Genomic DNA, 15,180 nt, shown 5'->3' with positions numbered 1-15,180 from the left:
GGAGCGCGCAATGAACATTCTGCCGGAAAACGCGACACTGCTGGGGCGCGTCTGGAATGCCGAGATACAAGGGCCCGCAGTGGTGACGGTCCGCGACGGGCAGGTGATCGACATCACCGCAAGGAACGCACCGCTGGTCCGCGATATCTGCGAAATGGCCGAACCTGCGGATTACGTGCGCACCGCCGAAGGCCCGTCCCTTGGCACGGTCGACGCGATTTTGAATGCAAGGGCAGGGGACGCCGGCCAGACGCATTTTCTCGCCCCTTGCGACCTGCAGGCGATCAAGGCCTGCGGGGTAACGTTTGCCAGGTCGATGGTCGAGCGGGTTATCGAGGAACAGGCTGCCGGCGACGTCCAGAAGGCTTCCGCCATCCGCGAACGCGTCAGGGCGGTGATCGGCGACAGCCTGAACAACATCAAGGCCGGATCGGACGAGGCGGCGAAGGTCAAGGCGGCGCTGATCGGCGAAGGGCTGTGGTCGCAATATCTCGAGGTCGGCATAGGGCCCGATGCCGAGGTTTTCTCGAAATCGCAAACCCTGTCTTCGGTGGGACCCGGCGCGGATGTCGGGCTGCATCCGATCTCGAACTGGAACAACCCGGAACCGGAGGTGGTGCTGGCGGTGTCGTCAGCCGGCCGGATCGTCGGCGCGACCCTCGGCAACGATGTGAACCTGCGCGACGTCGAGGGGCGTTCGGCCCTGCTGCTTTCCAAGGCCAAGGACAACAACGCCTCCTGCGCCATCGGCCCGATGATCCGCCTGTTCGACGACGGTTTCTCGCTGGACGACGTGCGCGCTGCCGAGCTGGACCTGACCGTGACCGGCATCGACGGCTACAGGCTGGAGGGCTCGTCCTCCATGAAGGAGATCAGCCGCGATCCTCTCGACCTGGTCCGCCAGACCATTGGCCGTCATCACCAGTACCCGGACGGCTTCATGCTTTTCCTCGGCACACTCTTCGCGCCGACCCGGGACCGCGACGTCCCCGGCGAGGGATTCACCCACAAGCTCGGCGATGTCGTGTCCATCTCGTCGCCGATGCTGGGCTGCCTGACCAACACCGTTCGCCTGTCTACCGAGTGCGCGGAATGGACATTCGGAATACGCGAACTGATGCGCAACCTGGCGCGTCGCGGCCTGCTTTAGAACACGGAAAGACGGAACAATGCTTAGAGGCACTCACCTGATAGCCGGCCAATGGATTGGCGGCGAGAAGACATTCACAAACCGGCCGGTTGCGGGGGATGCCGATACATTTGCTGTCGGCACCGTCGGTCTCGTCGACAAGGCCGCGCGGGCCGCGGAAGAGGCATTCCGGTCCTACGGCTATTCGTCCCGCGCAGAACGCGCCGCGTTCCTGCGCGCCATCGCCAGCGAGATCAATGCGCGCGGCGACGAGATCACCGCAATGGGCTGCCGGGAAACCGGCCTGCCGGAAGCCCGGCTGGTCGGAGAACGCGGCCGGACAACGGGGCAGCTCAACCAGTTCGCGGACCATGTCGAGGCGGGTGACTACCTCGACCGGCGCCACGATCCGGCGCTGCCGGACCGCGCGCCGCTGCCGCGTCCGGACATCCGCATGATGCAGCGCCCAATCGGCCCGGTGGCCGTGTTCGGCGCCTCGAACTTTCCGCTGGCCTTCTCCACCGCCGGCGGCGACACCGCCGCCGCGCTGGCTGCCGGCTGCCCGGTCGTGGTCAAGGGCCATTCGGCCCATCCCGGCACCTCGGATCTCGTGGCCCAGGCGATCGACGCGGCGATCAGGGCCCGTGGCGTCCATCCCGGCGTGTTCAGCCAGATACAGGGCGGCGACCGTGCAGTCGGGCAGGCGCTGGTACAGCATCCGCTGATCCGCGCCGTCGGCTTTACCGGCTCGCTCGCCGGCGGGCGGGCACTCTTCGACCTTTGCGCGGCCCGTCCGGAACCCATTCCGTTTTTCGGCGAACTGGGCTCGGTCAATCCGATGTTCATCCTCGACGGCGCGCTGGCCAGCCGTGGCGGCGAGATCGCTGCCGGCTGGGCCGGCTCGCTGACCATGGGGGCAGGGCAGTTCTGCACCAATCCGGGCGTGGCGGTTGTCATCGACGGACCGGAGGCAAAGGCTTTCGCCGACGCCGCGCGGGCCGCTCTCGAAAAGACCGGTGCGCAGACCATGCTGACCGACGGCATCGCCGACGCCTATCACCGGGGCACCGATCGGATCGCCGCCACCAAGGGCGTGCAGGACGTGCTGACCACCACTTGCGACATGCGTAACGCGACGCCCTACCTGTTCTCCACCACGGCCGCCGAATGGCTGGCCAACGCGGAACTGGGCGAGGAGGTGTTCGGTCCGCTCGGCCTGATCGTCACCGCCCGCGACATGGACGAGGTGATCGCCGTCGCAAGATCGTTGCGCGGGCAGCTGACCTGCACGCTGCACATGGACGACGCCGACAGCGCGCAGGCCAGGGCGCTCATGCCGATCCTCGAACGCAAGGCCGGCCGCCTGCTGGCCAACGGGTTCCCCACCGGGGTCGAGGTTTGCGACGCGATGGTTCATGGCGGCCCGTATCCGGCATCGACCAATTTCGGCGCGACCTCCGTCGGCACGCTCTCGATCCGGCGCTTCCTGCGTCCGGTCTGCTACCAGAACATCCCGCCGGACGTCCTGCCGGAAGACCTTGCGCAAGGGGGAGGCCTGTCATGACGGACGCGCTTTTCGATGTATCGGGGACCGTGGTTCTGGTTTCAGGCGGCAGCAGGGGCATAGGGCTTGCCATCGCGAAAGCGTTCCTGTCCCGCGGGGCGAAGGTCATCATCACCGGCCGGAACGAGGATACGCTGCGTGCGGCCTGCGATGCCGTCACGCCCGCGCCCTTCGCTATGACGTACCAACCCTGCGATGTCGCCGACACGGACGCGATTTCCGCCTGCGTCGATGCCGTCATCGCCGATCACGGACGCATCGACACGCTGGTCAATTGCGCGGGCATCAACAAGCGGATGCCCGCTCTGGACTACACGCCGGAGGATTTCGACCGCATCATCGACACCAATCTGCGCGGCGCGTTCTTCATGGCGCAGACGGTCGGCAGGCAGATGGTGAAGCAGGGCAGCGGCAGCCAGATCAATATCGGCAGCCTGTCGACCTACGGGTCGCTGGCCCAGGTTGCTCCCTACGGCATGTCGAAGTCCGCCCTGTCCTCGATGACCCGTGTCATGGCGCTCGAATGGGGCAGGCACGGTGTGCGGGTGAACGAGGTGGCGCCGGGGTTCATCCTGACCGACCTGACCGGGAAGCTCTGGAGCGATCCGAACCTGCAGGCCTGGAACAAGACCGTTACCCCGATGGGCCGCATGGGCGCGGTGGAAGACCTGATCGGCGCGGCGATCTTCCTGGCTTCGCCCGCGGCTGCTTTCCTGACCGGCCAGGTCATCCGGGTGGATGGCGGCGCCTCGGCGGGCATCAACTGGCCGATTGACGGCGAGTTCACGGTCGAACTGCGCGACTAGGCCATCACGGCGACGCGCCCCGGCGCGCGCGCTGGCGTGGTGCTGGTCCCGCAAAGCGGGGCCAAACCGTCAATCGAGCCTGGTCTGGCTGTCGGCATCGAAGAAATGCGCTTTCGGCGTCGCCGCCGACAGCATGATCTCGTCGCCGACAGCCTTGTTGAAATGGGCCGGCAGCACGCAGGTCAGCCTATTGCCGGCCAATTCAACGGTCACATGGGTGTCGGCGCCGGTCGGTTCGACCACGAGAACGGTTGCGGCCGTGCCGTTCTCCTGGTCCTCGACGATGTCTTGCGGGCGTATGCCCATGATGACCTTCTCCCCGGGTCTCGCCTTGAAGCTCGAATGCAGACGCAGCCTGCAATCGTCGGACAGGATCAGGGTCGGTTCGCCTCCATTGGCAAGCCGTCCGTGCAGGAAGTTCATCGAAGGCGATCCGAGAAAGCTTGCCACGAAAACATTCGCGGGCCGCTCGTAGAGATCGAGCGGTGTGCCGACCTGTTCGACCACCCCGGCGCGCAGCACGACGATCCGGTCCGCCATCGTCATCGCTTCGATCTGGTCATGCGTGACATAGACGATGGTGGAGCCCAGCCGCTGGTGCAGGGCCTTGATTTCCGCGCGCATCTGGACGCGCAGGTTGGCATCGAGGTTGGACAGCGGTTCGTCGAACAGAAAGACATCGGGGTCGCGTACGATCGCCCGGCCCATCGCGACCCGCTGACGCTGGCCGCCCGACAACTGCGAAGGTTTGCGCGACAATAGCGGCGTCAGACCCAGTATCTCGGCGGTGTCCTCGACCTTGGTTTTGATGTCGGCCTTGGCCAGCCCCGAAATCTCCAGAGAGAAGCCGAGATTCTGCGCCACCGTCATTTGCGGGTAAAGCGCGTAGTTCTGGAAAACCATCGCGATGTTGCGCTCTTTCGGCGTCAGGTTGTTGACCACCCTTTCGCCGATCCTGATCGTTCCGGCGTTGATTTCCTCGAGCCCGGCGATCATCCGAAGCAAGGTGGACTTGCCGCAGCCGGACGGGCCGACAAGGATGACGAATTCGCCATCCTCGATGTCGATGTCGATGCCGTGGATGACTTCCGCGGCACCGTAGGATTTTCGAACAGCTGAAAGTTCGACCGTCGCCATGCTACGCAGCCTCTATGTCTTGCGGGGCCGAACCCTGAGAGCCAGTCGCGGCCGCCCGGGCAGTTCAACGGCGAAATCGGATTCCACGCCCCCGCCCCTGGTGACATTGCCGTGGCGCGTCGGCGGCACGTAGTATGCGTCCACGATCTTCGCCGGCTCGATGGTCATGTTCCATGTGTCGATCAGGTCGACGTCGTACTGACCGCCATCATTCGGCAATCCCGTGGCCCAGCGTGCGGGCTGGTGCTCGCCGAAATAGAAGTACCGTGTTCCGTCCTCGCCATCCTGGCATGCCGAAATGCGGCTATAGGGAAAGGCGTAGTAGTCGCCCAGCATCGTCAGCCCGTGTTTCACGTCCTCTTCGAGCAGTTCGCGCATCCACTTGATCCGCTTCCACGCTTCGCCGTGCAGCTTGCCGCCCTTGGCCCACCAGATCAGGTCGTCGGGATCGTTGTAGGTCTCGCCGTGACCGGCGTAGCCGCCGCGCATCGTCGTGGTCCAGAACCGGTGCGTCAGTTCCTCGGCCGAGATGTTGCCCCAGCTCTGGTAGAGATTTCCCTCGTATTCGGGCTCGTCGTTGATGACCGGCTTGTCATAGGCCTCGATCCACAGCGGCGTCTGCTTGACGTCCCAATGCTGGATGCAGACATGGGTGATCCAGGGCAGCCGGTGGTTGTAGTTCTTGGCCGGGTTGCCGTTATGGATCGAGCGCAGGTGCTGCATGTGGTCGTTCTCTTCCAGCACATGGCAGAACTTGTGCCACAGTTCCATCGGCTTGGTGTTGAGCAGGAAGTCATACTCGTTGGCAAGCGACCACCAGACATTGCGGTAGGCCGAAATCCGCGCCGCGATATATTCGAGGAAACGGCAATCCTGCTCGGGCGTCATGTCCGCATAGCCCCACCGGTCATAGGGATGGAACAGGATGATGTCCGCCTCGATTCCCATCTCCGCCAGCTTGCCGATCTGGTTCTCGAAATGCCTGAACGCCACCGGGTTGGGACGGTCGAAATCCATGTCCGCCTCGCCGTCGCCGGTCTTCTCGTAGATGTTATGCAGGGCGGGATTGGAGTTGTATGGATAGTGCTTGGGAAACACCGCCATCCGGATCTTGTTGAACCCGGCCTTGGCCAGCGTGGCGAGCGTCTCGTCCTGCATCGCTTCCGGCTGGTGGGTCCACGCATAGCAGGTGGTTCCGAACGGCAGGTAGGGGGTTCCGTCGGCATAGGCGAAATGATGCCGGTTTTGCACCCGGACCGGACCGCGAACGCCCTTGCGAGGCGGCCCGGCCGTCAGCGTTCCTTCCAGCCCGTCGAGTTCGGCAGCGTTGGACGAGGTAACGAACCGCCACTCGCCCTCAGTGTCGGGGCTGAAACGCAGGCGATAGGTTCCGTCGCCATCATAGAAACCCGGGACGTATACCCGGCGGTTGCCGAAAATGAACTCCGCCTTGAAGGAGACATCCACGAAGGGATTGCCATTCGAGGGGCCCTGGGCGGAAAACTCGAATATGTCCCACAGGGCGACGGTCGAATTGGTCATGGTCTGGCTTTCTTTCTTTCTGGTTGGAGACCTTCCGTCACCCTTTGATCGCGCCCGATGTCAGGCCCGAAACGAAGTAGCGTTGGAAGATCAGGTAAACGATGACGGCAGGGATCACCGTCATGACGATGGCCGCGTTCAACTGGCCGTAATTGTTGGAGAATTGTCCCTGGAATGACATCAGGCCCAGCGGAAGGGTCCACATGTGCTTGTCCTGAAGCAGGACCAGCGCCATGGCGAACTCGTTCCAGGTGGCCACGAAATCGAGAATGAGCAAGGCGGCCAGAACCGGCAGCGAGATGGGCAGGAATATCCTTCGGAAGGTTGTCAGATGCGACGCCCCGTCGATCAGCGCGGCCTCGCTCAGTTCCTTGGGGATTGCATTGAAGAAGCCGTGCAGAATGAACACCTGGTAGGGAACGCCGAAGGCAAGATAGGGGAGGATGATGCCGATATAGGTGTCGATCAGGCCGAGCGAGTTCACCAGCGTGAAGAGCGGCGCCAGCATGACCTGGAACGGGATCATGGCGCCGAACAGGACGAAAACCAGGAGCAGCTTGTTCCAGCGCAGCTTGATGCGCGCCAGTGCATAGGCAGCCATGGCCGATATCATCAGGCCGAGCGGCACCTTGATCACGGTGATGATCACGCTGTTGAAGAAGGTGGTCGAGAAGTTGCCCTTGACCCATGCTCCGGAGAAATTCTCCACGGCAACCGTGCTTGGCGGCGCGAACGCGTTGGTGGTCATGATCTCGGAGCCGGTCTTGAGCGCCGTGAACGTGATGAAGATGAACGGCGCGATCCAGACAAGCGCGACTGCGGCGAGCAGAATCCAGAGCGCAATCAGCAGCGGGTCGCGCCGCAGCCGCACGACCTTCTCCTCGTCGCGGACAGTTGAAGCGGACAATGCGGTCACCGGGCTGCCTCCTCGCGCTTCTGCGACCAGCGCAGGTAGGGGACGACGACTGCGAGGGTGATGAGCAGCAGCGTCACGGAAATTGCCGAGCCGCGGCCGAAGTCGAAGATCTGCATTGACTGGGTGAACGCCCACAGCGCCAGCATCTGCGTCGATTGCGCCGGGCCGCCGCCGGTCATCCCGTAGACGATGTCGAATGCTTTCAGCGAGGAAATCGTCGACAGCACGATGACGATGGTCACTGTCACCTGAAGCGCCGGCAGCGTGACATGGCGAAACACCTGCCAGCGGCCCGCGCCGTCGATGCGCGCGGCCTCGACGAGCGAACGGTCGACGTTCTGTAGCCCGGCCAGGAACAGCACCATTGAGAAGCCGACATTCTGCCAGGTGAAGGCGACGAACATCGAATAGAGCGCGACGTCGCGATCGCCCAGCCAGTCCTGAATCCACGACTGCAGGCCGAAGCTCGTCATCACCTGGTTGAAGAGCCCGAAGAACGGGTCGTACATCCAGCGCCACATCGTGGCGACGGCGATCGGGGCAATGATGACAGGCAGGTAGTAGATGGCGCGCATCGTGCCGCGGGCGAACAGCTTTTCGTTCAGGCCCAGGGCGAGCAGCAGTCCGACAAACGGGGGGAAGATCACCGACAGGATGGTCCAGATCACGGTGTTGTTGAAAGCGATCCAGTAGACCGGGTCGTGGGTGAAGATGTGACGGTAATTGTCCAGCCCGACCCACAAGCGGTCGGCAGACAGCCCGTTCCAACGCTGGAAACTCAGGATCACGACGTCGATCATCGGCCAGATCGCGAATACCGTGTAGGCGCCGAAAGCGGGCACAAGCAGGATCAGGGCCTGGGCGCGGGGAGTTTTCAGATACGCAGTGTGGAACATGCTGTCAGTCCGGAACACGGGACGCCCCGCCTTGTGCGGGACGCCGCCGAAAAAGGTCCCGCGGCGTAGCTGTCGCGAGCTTTATTCACGCATCACGAGCGCTTGCTGATGAAAGCCTGCATCGCATCGGCGGCCGCTTGCGGCTCCATGTTGCCAGATGCAACCTCGTTGATGATGCGGAAATACTCGGTCGTCACGTCAAGCGGGAAAGCCTGGTCGCCATTGACAAAGGTGCCCTTTGCGTTGGCGAAGATTTCCTTCCACGTCTTGTACAATTCGGGCACGTCGTCGCCGAGTTCCACCTCCTTGTTGACCGACAACGCGCCGAAAGCACCCTTGATCTGGTTCTGGAAGTCGGTGGAGCTGAACATGTCGAGGAATTCCGCGGCCAGATCCGGGTTCTTCGACTTGTTCGAGATGTAGAGATATTCAGCGAAGCCGTAGAGACGGTCTGTGCCGGTGGGGAACGGATAGACCGCGAAATCGTCCAGATTCGCGCCTTCCTTGATGACGTTCACCTGCCAGTCGCCTTCCAGCATCATGGCTGCCCGGTTGGTGAGGAACAGGTTGGTCGACTGCCGGTTGTCGATGCCCATGAACGGCGCGAGGATGTACTCCGTGGACCACATCTTCAGTTCCTGGAATGCCTCGGCGGCGCAGGGCGTTGTGCTCCAGTCCGCTTCCATGCCGGTCAGCGCGTCATGGGTCTCGACGCCGCAGGTTGTCTCCAGCAGGACGTCCATCAGCCGCATTACGTGCCAGTTGACGGTGCCGCCGAAGGTGAATGCGGGTATGCCGGCTTCCTTGAGCTTCTTCGCCGCGGCGACGAGTTCCTCGTAGGTCTTCGGCTCCTCGGTGATGCCCGCCTTCTCGTAGAGACCCTTGTTGTAGTAGATGGCCTCGCCGGTAAACCGGTACGGCGCGCCGTGCATTCCCGGGCCGAAGGCCTCGACGAAGGCGAGCGAGGGCGTGGAAACGCGATCCTTCCAGCCGTATTTTTCATAATACCCGGTAAGGTCGAGGCTGAGGCCTGCTTTGACGTATTCACCGCCGAGACCAAGGCCGGCCCACATGAAGTAGACATCCGGCCCCGTGTCGGATCCGGTGGCGACGCGAAGCGCGGTCTTGTGCTCGTCGGTGCCGCGCTTGACGATTTCGACGTTCACACCCGGATGCAGCTCCTCGAATTTCGCTTCTGCGGCATCAAGGGCAGCAACCTGCGCTTCCGAAGAATAGTTCAGCGTCCAGACCGTAAGATCTTCAGCCAGTGCCGCGCCTCCAAGCGCGAGGCAGCCCGCCAGCGAGCCGCCAACCAGTTTTGCAACCCTCATCACAATTCCCTCCCAAGGTTCTGTGCATTTGGTATTTTGTATTTTCAACCATCCGGGCTGATGATCATTTTGTCAACAGGTATGATAAGTATACCTTGAATTGGTCGCGGTCGCCCGTCATGCGCACGCGCGGCGGTGTTTTGGGTCGTGGCCGTGGAAAGGGCAGGCGGTTTCTCATGATGCTCGAACCGTGGCCGGCGGAGATTCGCGTGATATTTCAGCTCCATAAAGGAGATGCCGGCAGATTGTGTTCCGCTGCGTAAGTTGCTGGCGGTCGAGGCTTCCATCGGGGGAGCGAAAGTCGACCGGATTCGCTTGGGGGTGCACCCTATAGCTGGCGAATTTCGAGGGGATGAAAGGAGCCTGGAACCAGTTGCACGAGCCGCAGGACCGTGGCAATGGACACATATGACAAGTCAACCAGTGCCGATTCGACGCCGCAAGCTTGCGGATGAAGTGCACGATCGCATCATCTCCTATATTCAGGCCAACGGGCTGAAACCCGGAGATCCGCTGCCATCAGAACGCGAACTCATGAACCTCTACGAAGTGGGTCGTCCTGCGATCCGCGAAGCCATGCAGAACCTGCAATGGATGGGCATGGTCCGCGTGCGCCAGGGGGAGCGTCCGACGGTGGCCGAGCCGTCGATTGAAACGCTCGTAGGGCAGATGGCCCAATCCATGCAGCATTTGCTCGCCCATTCGACGACCACGATGGAGCATCTCAAGGGCGCTCGCGTCGCCTTCGAGACGGCGATGGCGAGCGCCGCTGCCCGCAACCGGACGGAAGCCGACATTGCGGCCCTGAGGGAGGCTCTGGAAAAGCAGGCAGCCCTCAAGGCGGAACCCGACCGGTTTTTGCGCCAGGATGGCGAATTTCATCGCCGTATCGCGAAGATGAGCGGGAACCCGATATTCGAGTCGCTAAGCGCGGCCTTGTTCAATTGGCTCGCGCATTTCCACGTTGATTTCGTCCGCATGCCGGGTAACGAGGAACTGACGCTCGAAGAGCATCGCAGCATCCTCGATGCCATTGCTGCGGGTGACAGCGAAGCTGCCGCGAACCGGATGCGTGATCATCTCAATCGTGCCAACAAGCTCTACCATCAGAAACACCTGAACCTGCAGGCTATGTCGGCTTAGGCTTGGCCATAGCGTTCGGCGTGTTCCCGGAGGGCCGGTTTTACGACGGCGGATTGATTGCCTTCGAAAAGGCGCGAAACGTCATGTTCCGAAAAGGGTGGATGGGCGAGGTGTTCTCGCCCGATGCCGTCCCGAAGCAGGTCGGGGATATCTGCAAGAAGCAGCCCGTTTGCGCTGTGCGTGCGGCGCCTTCCCGCTGAAGCCTCCTAGCCCGGGGTGGTGCCGTTGGTGAAGACGTAGACCGAGTACAGGGAGGTTGTGCCGCAGATGAACAGGCGATTGCGCTTGGCGCCTCCGAAGGTGACATTCGCGACGATTTCCGGAATCCTGATCTTCCCGATCACGGCGCCGTCCGGGTTTATGCAGTGCACGCCCTCGGCGACGCTGGTCCAGACCCGTCCGTCGCGATCGACACGGAAGCCGTCGTAAAGGCCGCTCGTGCTCTCCGAGAAAACTTCGCCGCCGGAGAGGCGACCGTTTGCGTCGACCTTGAACTTCCGGATATGGGCGGGGCCGTCCTCATCGTGGCTTCTCCCGGTGTCGGCGATGTAGAGAAGGCTCTCGTCGGGCGAGAACGCCAGCCCGTTCGGCTGCACGAAATCGTCGGCCACGCGGTCGATCGTCCCGTCCGGATCGATCCGGTAGACGTGGCACCCGTCCTGTTCCATCGGGCTGAGGTCGCCCTCGTAGTCGGTCATGATGCCGTAGAACGGGTCCGTGAACCAGATGCTGCCGTCGGACGAGACGACGACGTCATTGGGTGAATTGAGCCGCCTGCCGTCATAGCTGTCGGCGAGAACCGTGACCGAGCCGTCGTGTTCCGTCCGCGTGACCCGCCGCGTGAGATGCTCGCAGGTCACGAGCCGTCCCTGGCGGTCGACGGTGTTTCCGTTGGAATTGTTGGAGGGGAACCTGAACACGGAGACCGACCCGTCGGTCTCGTCCCAGCGCATCATCCTGTTGTTCGGTATGTCCGACCAGACGAGATATCGTCCGGCGGCGAACCATGCGGGTCCCTCGCTCCATCGCGCACCTGTCCACAGGCGCTCCACGTGGATATGGGCGGCGAACAGGGACTTGAACTCCTTGTCCAGCACCTCGAAACCGGTTCCCTCGATTGGCCCTGTCATGTCGAATCCCTTCGTTGGCGCTAGTTCCCGGACGGCTGCGATTCTGCCGCGGCCGCGGGCATACTGGCCGATTCATCGGGAGGACCGCCATCGGCGATCTGCTCCGGGGCCTTGCTGCTGCGTCGGCGGAGAACCGGTGCGCCGCCCGCCAGGAAGAGTACCCCAAGGACAAGAAAGCCCTTGAGCACGTTCTGTCCGGCATAGTTCCAGCCGATCAGGTTCAGCAGGCCGTCCAGCAGAATGAAGAAGAGGGCGCCGCCCCAGACACCCCACGGCACCGCGCGCCCGCCGGTGATGAGCGTGCCGCCGATCACGACAACGGCGATCGAGTCGAGCAGATAGTCGTTGCCGAGCTCGACATTCGGAGCGGAGAACGCCGCGCGCAGGGCGCCCGCCAGCGCCGCGAGCACGCCGCTTGTCAGGTAGACCACGGCGAGGGCCCTGGTGGAGTTGATGCCGGCATATTCCGCGGCGCGGCGTGCCTGCCCGTAGGCGAGGGTCTGTGTGCCCCAGACGGTCCATTTCAGCAGGAATGAAACAAGCACGGTGAAGGCGATCACGACGACAGCGAAAGCGGGCACGCCGAACGGAGCCCAGCTGAGGAAGCCCTTCAGCGCCGGGTCGGCGGATCCCTGGAAGCCTTTCGCGAGCGTCAGCGAAATTGCGGATGTGATCAGGCTCGTGGCCAGCGTGGCAACGATCGGCGGAATGCGTATGTACAGGATTGCCAGGACGCTGATGGTGGAAAGTGCAAGGCCGGCGGCCATGGCCGCCCCGATGCCGAGGACCCACGATCCGGTTGCTTCGCCGACCGCGATCGACAGAAGACCGCCGAGCGAAAACACCTTCGCCACCGAGACGTCGATATTGCCGGGGCCGGTACTCATCACCAGCATCTGTCCCAGGCCGACCAGCACGAGATAGGGCGCCACGGTGAAGGCGAGCGTGAGCGTCTGGGTGCCGCCGCTGCCCGAAACCATGAATGTCAGTATGAGTACGATCACCGCTGCGAGGAACGACCAGGTCCAAGGCGGGAAGGAAATTTCGCTCAGGCTTCTCATCGGCTGATGCGCTCCACGAAAAGGCGGCCGGCCATGACCGCAATGACAATGGATCCCTGGACGGCCGGTTGCAGGTTCGAGGACAGGTTCAGGAGCGTGAGCAGCACTGTCATCAATCCGAGCGTGATCGCCCCGAACAACGTGCCCCAGGCGACGCCACGGCCACCGGTAAACATCCCGCCGCCGAGGATCACCGCCGCGATGGTTGTCAGCGTGTAACCGGGTACGGCGTTGACGTCGCCGCCGCCGATTTCGGCGGTCAGCGTAAAGCCGGCCAGCACTCCGAGTATGCCGACAGTGGTGTACGCCAGCATCCGCGTGACCAGCAGGGACACGCCGGTCCGCGCAAGCGCTGCCGGATTGCTGCCAAGGCTGCGGAAGCGCGTGCCGAGTCGCGTACGCTGCATGACGAACCAAGTGATGGCCGTGGCCGCCACCATCGTGATGATGGGGGCCGGTATCGACAGGGGCGGCCTCCACAGGGCGTATTTGAACAGCCAGTCGGGTGGCAGGCCTCCGGGCACCGGCAGGATGAACAGGCCTATGCCGAGCCAGACGAATGACGCGCCGAGTGTCGCGATCAGCGAGGGTACTTCGCGCAGCTGGACGAGGGCGCCCATGAGGGCATAGGCAATGACGCATCCGATCAGTGCCATGACGCCGATGAGCGGCGTTTCGCGCATCAGGGTGGCGACGATGGTCGTCACCATGCCGACGAAATAACCGATGCTCAAATCGATGTCGCCGATACTCATCAGCACCATCTGTGCCATGGCGGCAATGGCGAGTGCGACGATCGGCGACATGATCAGCGTCATGCCGCCCTGCGACCAGATACGTGGCTGGATGATGCCGCAGACTATCAGGATTACGATCATTGCAAGCAAGGTGAGGAGGCCCGGCAGAGTGCGGCGTGCTAAGCCCTTGGGCAGACTGCTGGGAACCAGAACGCTACTGGCGGTATTCACGCGGCGGTTTCCTTGGATTCGATGAATGAAAGCGAAATGATCCGTTCGTCCGAGATCTGCGCGCCGCGAAGCTCGCCCGCGATGCGGTTTGCGCGCAGCACATAGGCGCGGTCGCAATGCTGCATTTCGGAGTTCTCGCTGGAGTACCACAGGATCGTGCGGCCTTTATCGGCTTCCTTCCGGATCAGCTGGTAAAGTTCTGCCTTGGTGTGAATGTCGACGCCACGAAACGGATCGTCAAGCAGGATGACTTCGGCATCGGACGCGAATGCGCGCGCCACGATCACCTTTTGCTGGTTGCCTCCCGAAAGGCCGGTGATCGGCGCGCGCGCGCCGCCTCGCACATTCAGAAGGTCCACCCATTTGGAGACAAGCGACGCCTCCCGGTCGATCCGGCGAATGCCGTGTCGCGCGAGGCCCGGAATAGCGGTAATCGACAGGTTTGCCGCAACGTCCCATAGCGGCAGGATACCCGATCGTTGCCGGTCGCCCGGGACATAGGCGCGACGGGCGCTGACTTTGACATCGCCGCCCGATCCGCGCCAAAGGCGGTCGAGCACCTGTTCCTGTCCTTGCCCGGCAATGCCGGCCAGGCCGATGACCTCGCCCTTGTAGGCGATGATCTCCGCTGGCTCCGCGTCGACAGTCGTCATCGGTATGCGCGCCGCAACGGGACGCGAGCCGTCGGCGGCGGGCGCGGCCGCCGCATCGACCGTCTCCGTGACGACGACCTCGCCTCCCATCGCCATGAACAGGTCCCGCTCCGACACGTCTGCCGCGCGGTAGACCGAAACGACGGCCCCGTCCTTCATTACCGCGACGCGGTCGCAGACGGAGAGTATCTCGGTGAGGCGATGCGACACCAGGATGATGCCGGTTCCGCCGGCGCGCAGCTTTCGGACATAGTCGTAGAGCTGGTCGACGGCGCTTCCGCTCAGGGACTCTGTCGGCTCGTCTAGTATGAGCAGGCGCAGGTCGTCGGTGATCGTCGCACGGGCGATTTCGACACGCTGGCGGTCGGCGAGAGGCAGGTCGTCCACGAAGTCGGCGGGTCGTATCGAGTGGTCCGGGAAAATCTCCGCCAGACGCGCGGCGGCGTGTTCGGCCGCGGGCCGGTGCCACCGCCAGCGCGGCATCCAGGCGGCGCTCGAGATATAGATGTTTTCCTTCACCGATAGTTCGGGTGCGAGCGAGCCTTCCTGATATGCCATTCGCACGCCGGGATACCCGGTATGCGGAGGCGAGGAAATGCCCCCGATCGTGACCGAGCCGGAATCGATGGCTTCCAGACCGCTCAGCACCCGCATGAGCGTGCTCTTGCCTGCGCCGTTGTGGCCGACGATTCCCAGCACTTCGCCCGCATATATGTCTAGCGTGACACCGGAAAGGGCTCGTGTCGGTCCATATGTCTTGACCGCGCTTTGGATCCGCGCGAGCGGAACGTCGTCTTTGGAGTTCATGTCATTCACGGTGGCGTGCATGGCAATCGGCGATCGACTGTATTCGGCTGGCATCGGTAAGGAAGACCGGCCGGCGCCATGTCGGCGCTGGCCGGTC

Annotated in this window: 13 protein-coding genes; 4 read left to right on the top strand and 9 right to left on the bottom strand. The window is 63.1% G+C overall.

The window, feature by feature from the left end; translation table 11 throughout:
• Positions 1–10 precede the first annotated feature (10 nt).
• The 3 genes from HTY61_RS11670 to HTY61_RS11660 are packed head-to-tail and all read left to right on the top strand — an operon-like array spanning position 11 to position 3,499.
• The gene (locus HTY61_RS11670) at positions 11–1,150 is read left to right on the top strand and encodes a fumarylacetoacetate hydrolase family protein (protein WP_175276953.1); all 1,140 of its coding nucleotides are present in this window, start codon (positions 11–13) and stop codon (positions 1,148–1,150) included.
• 19 nt (positions 1,151–1,169) lie between these two features.
• Complete coding sequence (locus tag HTY61_RS11665; protein ID WP_175276952.1) at positions 1,170–2,693, top strand: aldehyde dehydrogenase (NADP(+)); 1,524 nt, start codon at positions 1,170–1,172, stop codon at positions 2,691–2,693.
• Positions 2,690–3,499 carry an SDR family NAD(P)-dependent oxidoreductase gene (locus HTY61_RS11660; protein ID WP_175276951.1) on the top strand — a complete coding sequence of 270 codons (810 nt, stop codon included), beginning with the start codon at positions 2,690–2,692 and terminating at the stop codon, positions 3,497–3,499. The genes HTY61_RS11665 and HTY61_RS11660 overlap by 4 nt, the downstream gene beginning before the upstream one ends.
• A gap of 69 nt (positions 3,500–3,568) precedes the next feature.
• Here HTY61_RS11660 and HTY61_RS11655 read toward each other — a convergent pair whose 3' ends face one another.
• From HTY61_RS11655 to HTY61_RS11635, 5 genes are all read right to left on the bottom strand, one after another.
• Positions 3,569–4,636 carry an ABC transporter ATP-binding protein gene (locus HTY61_RS11655; RefSeq protein WP_175276950.1) on the bottom strand — a complete coding sequence of 356 codons (1,068 nt, stop codon included), beginning with the start codon at positions 4,634–4,636 and terminating at the stop codon, positions 3,569–3,571.
• A gap of 12 nt (positions 4,637–4,648) precedes the next feature.
• Complete coding sequence (locus HTY61_RS11650; protein WP_175276949.1) at positions 4,649–6,178, bottom strand: DUF5060 domain-containing protein; 1,530 nt, start codon at positions 6,176–6,178, stop codon at positions 4,649–4,651.
• Between the two features lie 37 nt (positions 6,179–6,215).
• A complete protein-coding gene (locus tag HTY61_RS11645) occupies positions 6,216–7,094 on the bottom strand; it encodes a carbohydrate ABC transporter permease (protein WP_175276948.1) in 879 nt (292 codons plus the stop codon).
• Positions 7,091–7,990 carry a carbohydrate ABC transporter permease gene (locus HTY61_RS11640; RefSeq protein WP_175276947.1) on the bottom strand — a complete coding sequence of 300 codons (900 nt, stop codon included), beginning with the start codon at positions 7,988–7,990 and terminating at the stop codon, positions 7,091–7,093. Before HTY61_RS11640 ends, HTY61_RS11645 begins: the two co-directional genes overlap by 4 nt.
• A 92-nt stretch (positions 7,991–8,082) precedes the next feature.
• Positions 8,083–9,321: an ABC transporter substrate-binding protein gene (locus HTY61_RS11635; RefSeq protein ID WP_175276946.1), complete on the bottom strand. Its 1,239-nt coding sequence runs from the start codon at positions 9,319–9,321 to the stop codon at positions 8,083–8,085.
• A 423-nt stretch (positions 9,322–9,744) separates the two neighbouring features.
• On the opposite strand from HTY61_RS11635, the gene nanR reads away from it, so the two are divergent.
• Positions 9,745–10,464, top strand: coding sequence for a transcriptional regulator NanR (gene nanR / locus HTY61_RS11630; RefSeq protein WP_197945309.1), 720 nt, complete (start codon positions 9,745–9,747; stop codon positions 10,462–10,464).
• A gap of 206 nt (positions 10,465–10,670) precedes the next feature.
• Here nanR and HTY61_RS11625 read toward each other — a convergent pair whose 3' ends face one another.
• The 4 genes from HTY61_RS11625 to HTY61_RS11610 form a co-directional block, all read right to left on the bottom strand.
• Positions 10,671–11,594: an SMP-30/gluconolactonase/LRE family protein gene (locus HTY61_RS11625; RefSeq protein WP_175276945.1), complete on the bottom strand. Its 924-nt coding sequence runs from the start codon at positions 11,592–11,594 to the stop codon at positions 10,671–10,673.
• Between the two features lie 20 nt (positions 11,595–11,614).
• Positions 11,615–12,655 carry an ABC transporter permease gene (locus HTY61_RS11620; protein ID WP_175276944.1) on the bottom strand — a complete coding sequence of 347 codons (1,041 nt, stop codon included), beginning with the start codon at positions 12,653–12,655 and terminating at the stop codon, positions 11,615–11,617.
• Positions 12,652–13,533: an ABC transporter permease gene (locus HTY61_RS11615; RefSeq protein WP_175278528.1), complete on the bottom strand. Its 882-nt coding sequence runs from the start codon at positions 13,531–13,533 to the stop codon at positions 12,652–12,654. The genes HTY61_RS11620 and HTY61_RS11615 overlap by 4 nt, the downstream gene beginning before the upstream one ends.
• 86 nt (positions 13,534–13,619) lie before the next feature.
• Positions 13,620–15,083: an ATP-binding cassette domain-containing protein gene (locus HTY61_RS11610; protein ID WP_175276943.1), complete on the bottom strand. Its 1,464-nt coding sequence runs from the start codon at positions 15,081–15,083 to the stop codon at positions 13,620–13,622.
• Positions 15,084–15,180: the final 97 nt, after the last annotated feature.

The organism is Oricola thermophila (assembly GCF_013358405.1).
In the GTDB taxonomy this organism is placed as follows: domain Bacteria; phylum Pseudomonadota; class Alphaproteobacteria; order Rhizobiales; family Rhizobiaceae; genus Oricola; species Oricola thermophila.
The sequence above is the reverse complement of the archived record's forward strand: the minus strand, read 5'-3'. Positions and strand labels throughout refer to the sequence as shown.

Excerpts from the sequence above, each read along its gene's own strand:
- HTY61_RS11650 (WP_175276949.1), bottom strand. The coding sequence starts at position 6,178 with ATGACCAATTCGACCGTCGCCCTGTGGGACATATTCGAGTTTTCCGCC.
- HTY61_RS11620 (WP_175276944.1), bottom strand. The coding sequence starts at position 12,655 with ATGAGAAGCCTGAGCGAAATTTCCTTCCCGCCTTGGACCTGGTCGTTC.
- HTY61_RS11665 (WP_175276952.1), top strand. The coding sequence starts at position 1,170 with ATGCTTAGAGGCACTCACCTGATAGCCGGCCAATGGATTGGCGGCGAG.
- HTY61_RS11625 (WP_175276945.1), bottom strand. The coding sequence starts at position 11,594 with ATGACAGGGCCAATCGAGGGAACCGGTTTCGAGGTGCTGGACAAGGAG.
- HTY61_RS11610 (WP_175276943.1), bottom strand. The coding sequence starts at position 15,083 with ATGAACTCCAAAGACGACGTTCCGCTCGCGCGGATCCAAAGCGCGGTC.
- HTY61_RS11670 (WP_175276953.1), top strand. The coding sequence starts at position 11 with ATGAACATTCTGCCGGAAAACGCGACACTGCTGGGGCGCGTCTGGAAT.
- HTY61_RS11655 (WP_175276950.1), bottom strand. The coding sequence starts at position 4,636 with ATGGCGACGGTCGAACTTTCAGCTGTTCGAAAATCCTACGGTGCCGCG.
- HTY61_RS11640 (WP_175276947.1), bottom strand. The coding sequence starts at position 7,990 with ATGTTCCACACTGCGTATCTGAAAACTCCCCGCGCCCAGGCCCTGATC.
- HTY61_RS11635 (WP_175276946.1), bottom strand. The coding sequence starts at position 9,321 with ATGAGGGTTGCAAAACTGGTTGGCGGCTCGCTGGCGGGCTGCCTCGCG.
- HTY61_RS11615 (WP_175278528.1), bottom strand. The coding sequence starts at position 13,533 with ATGATCGTAATCCTGATAGTCTGCGGCATCATCCAGCCACGTATCTGG.
- HTY61_RS11660 (WP_175276951.1), top strand. The coding sequence starts at position 2,690 with ATGACGGACGCGCTTTTCGATGTATCGGGGACCGTGGTTCTGGTTTCA.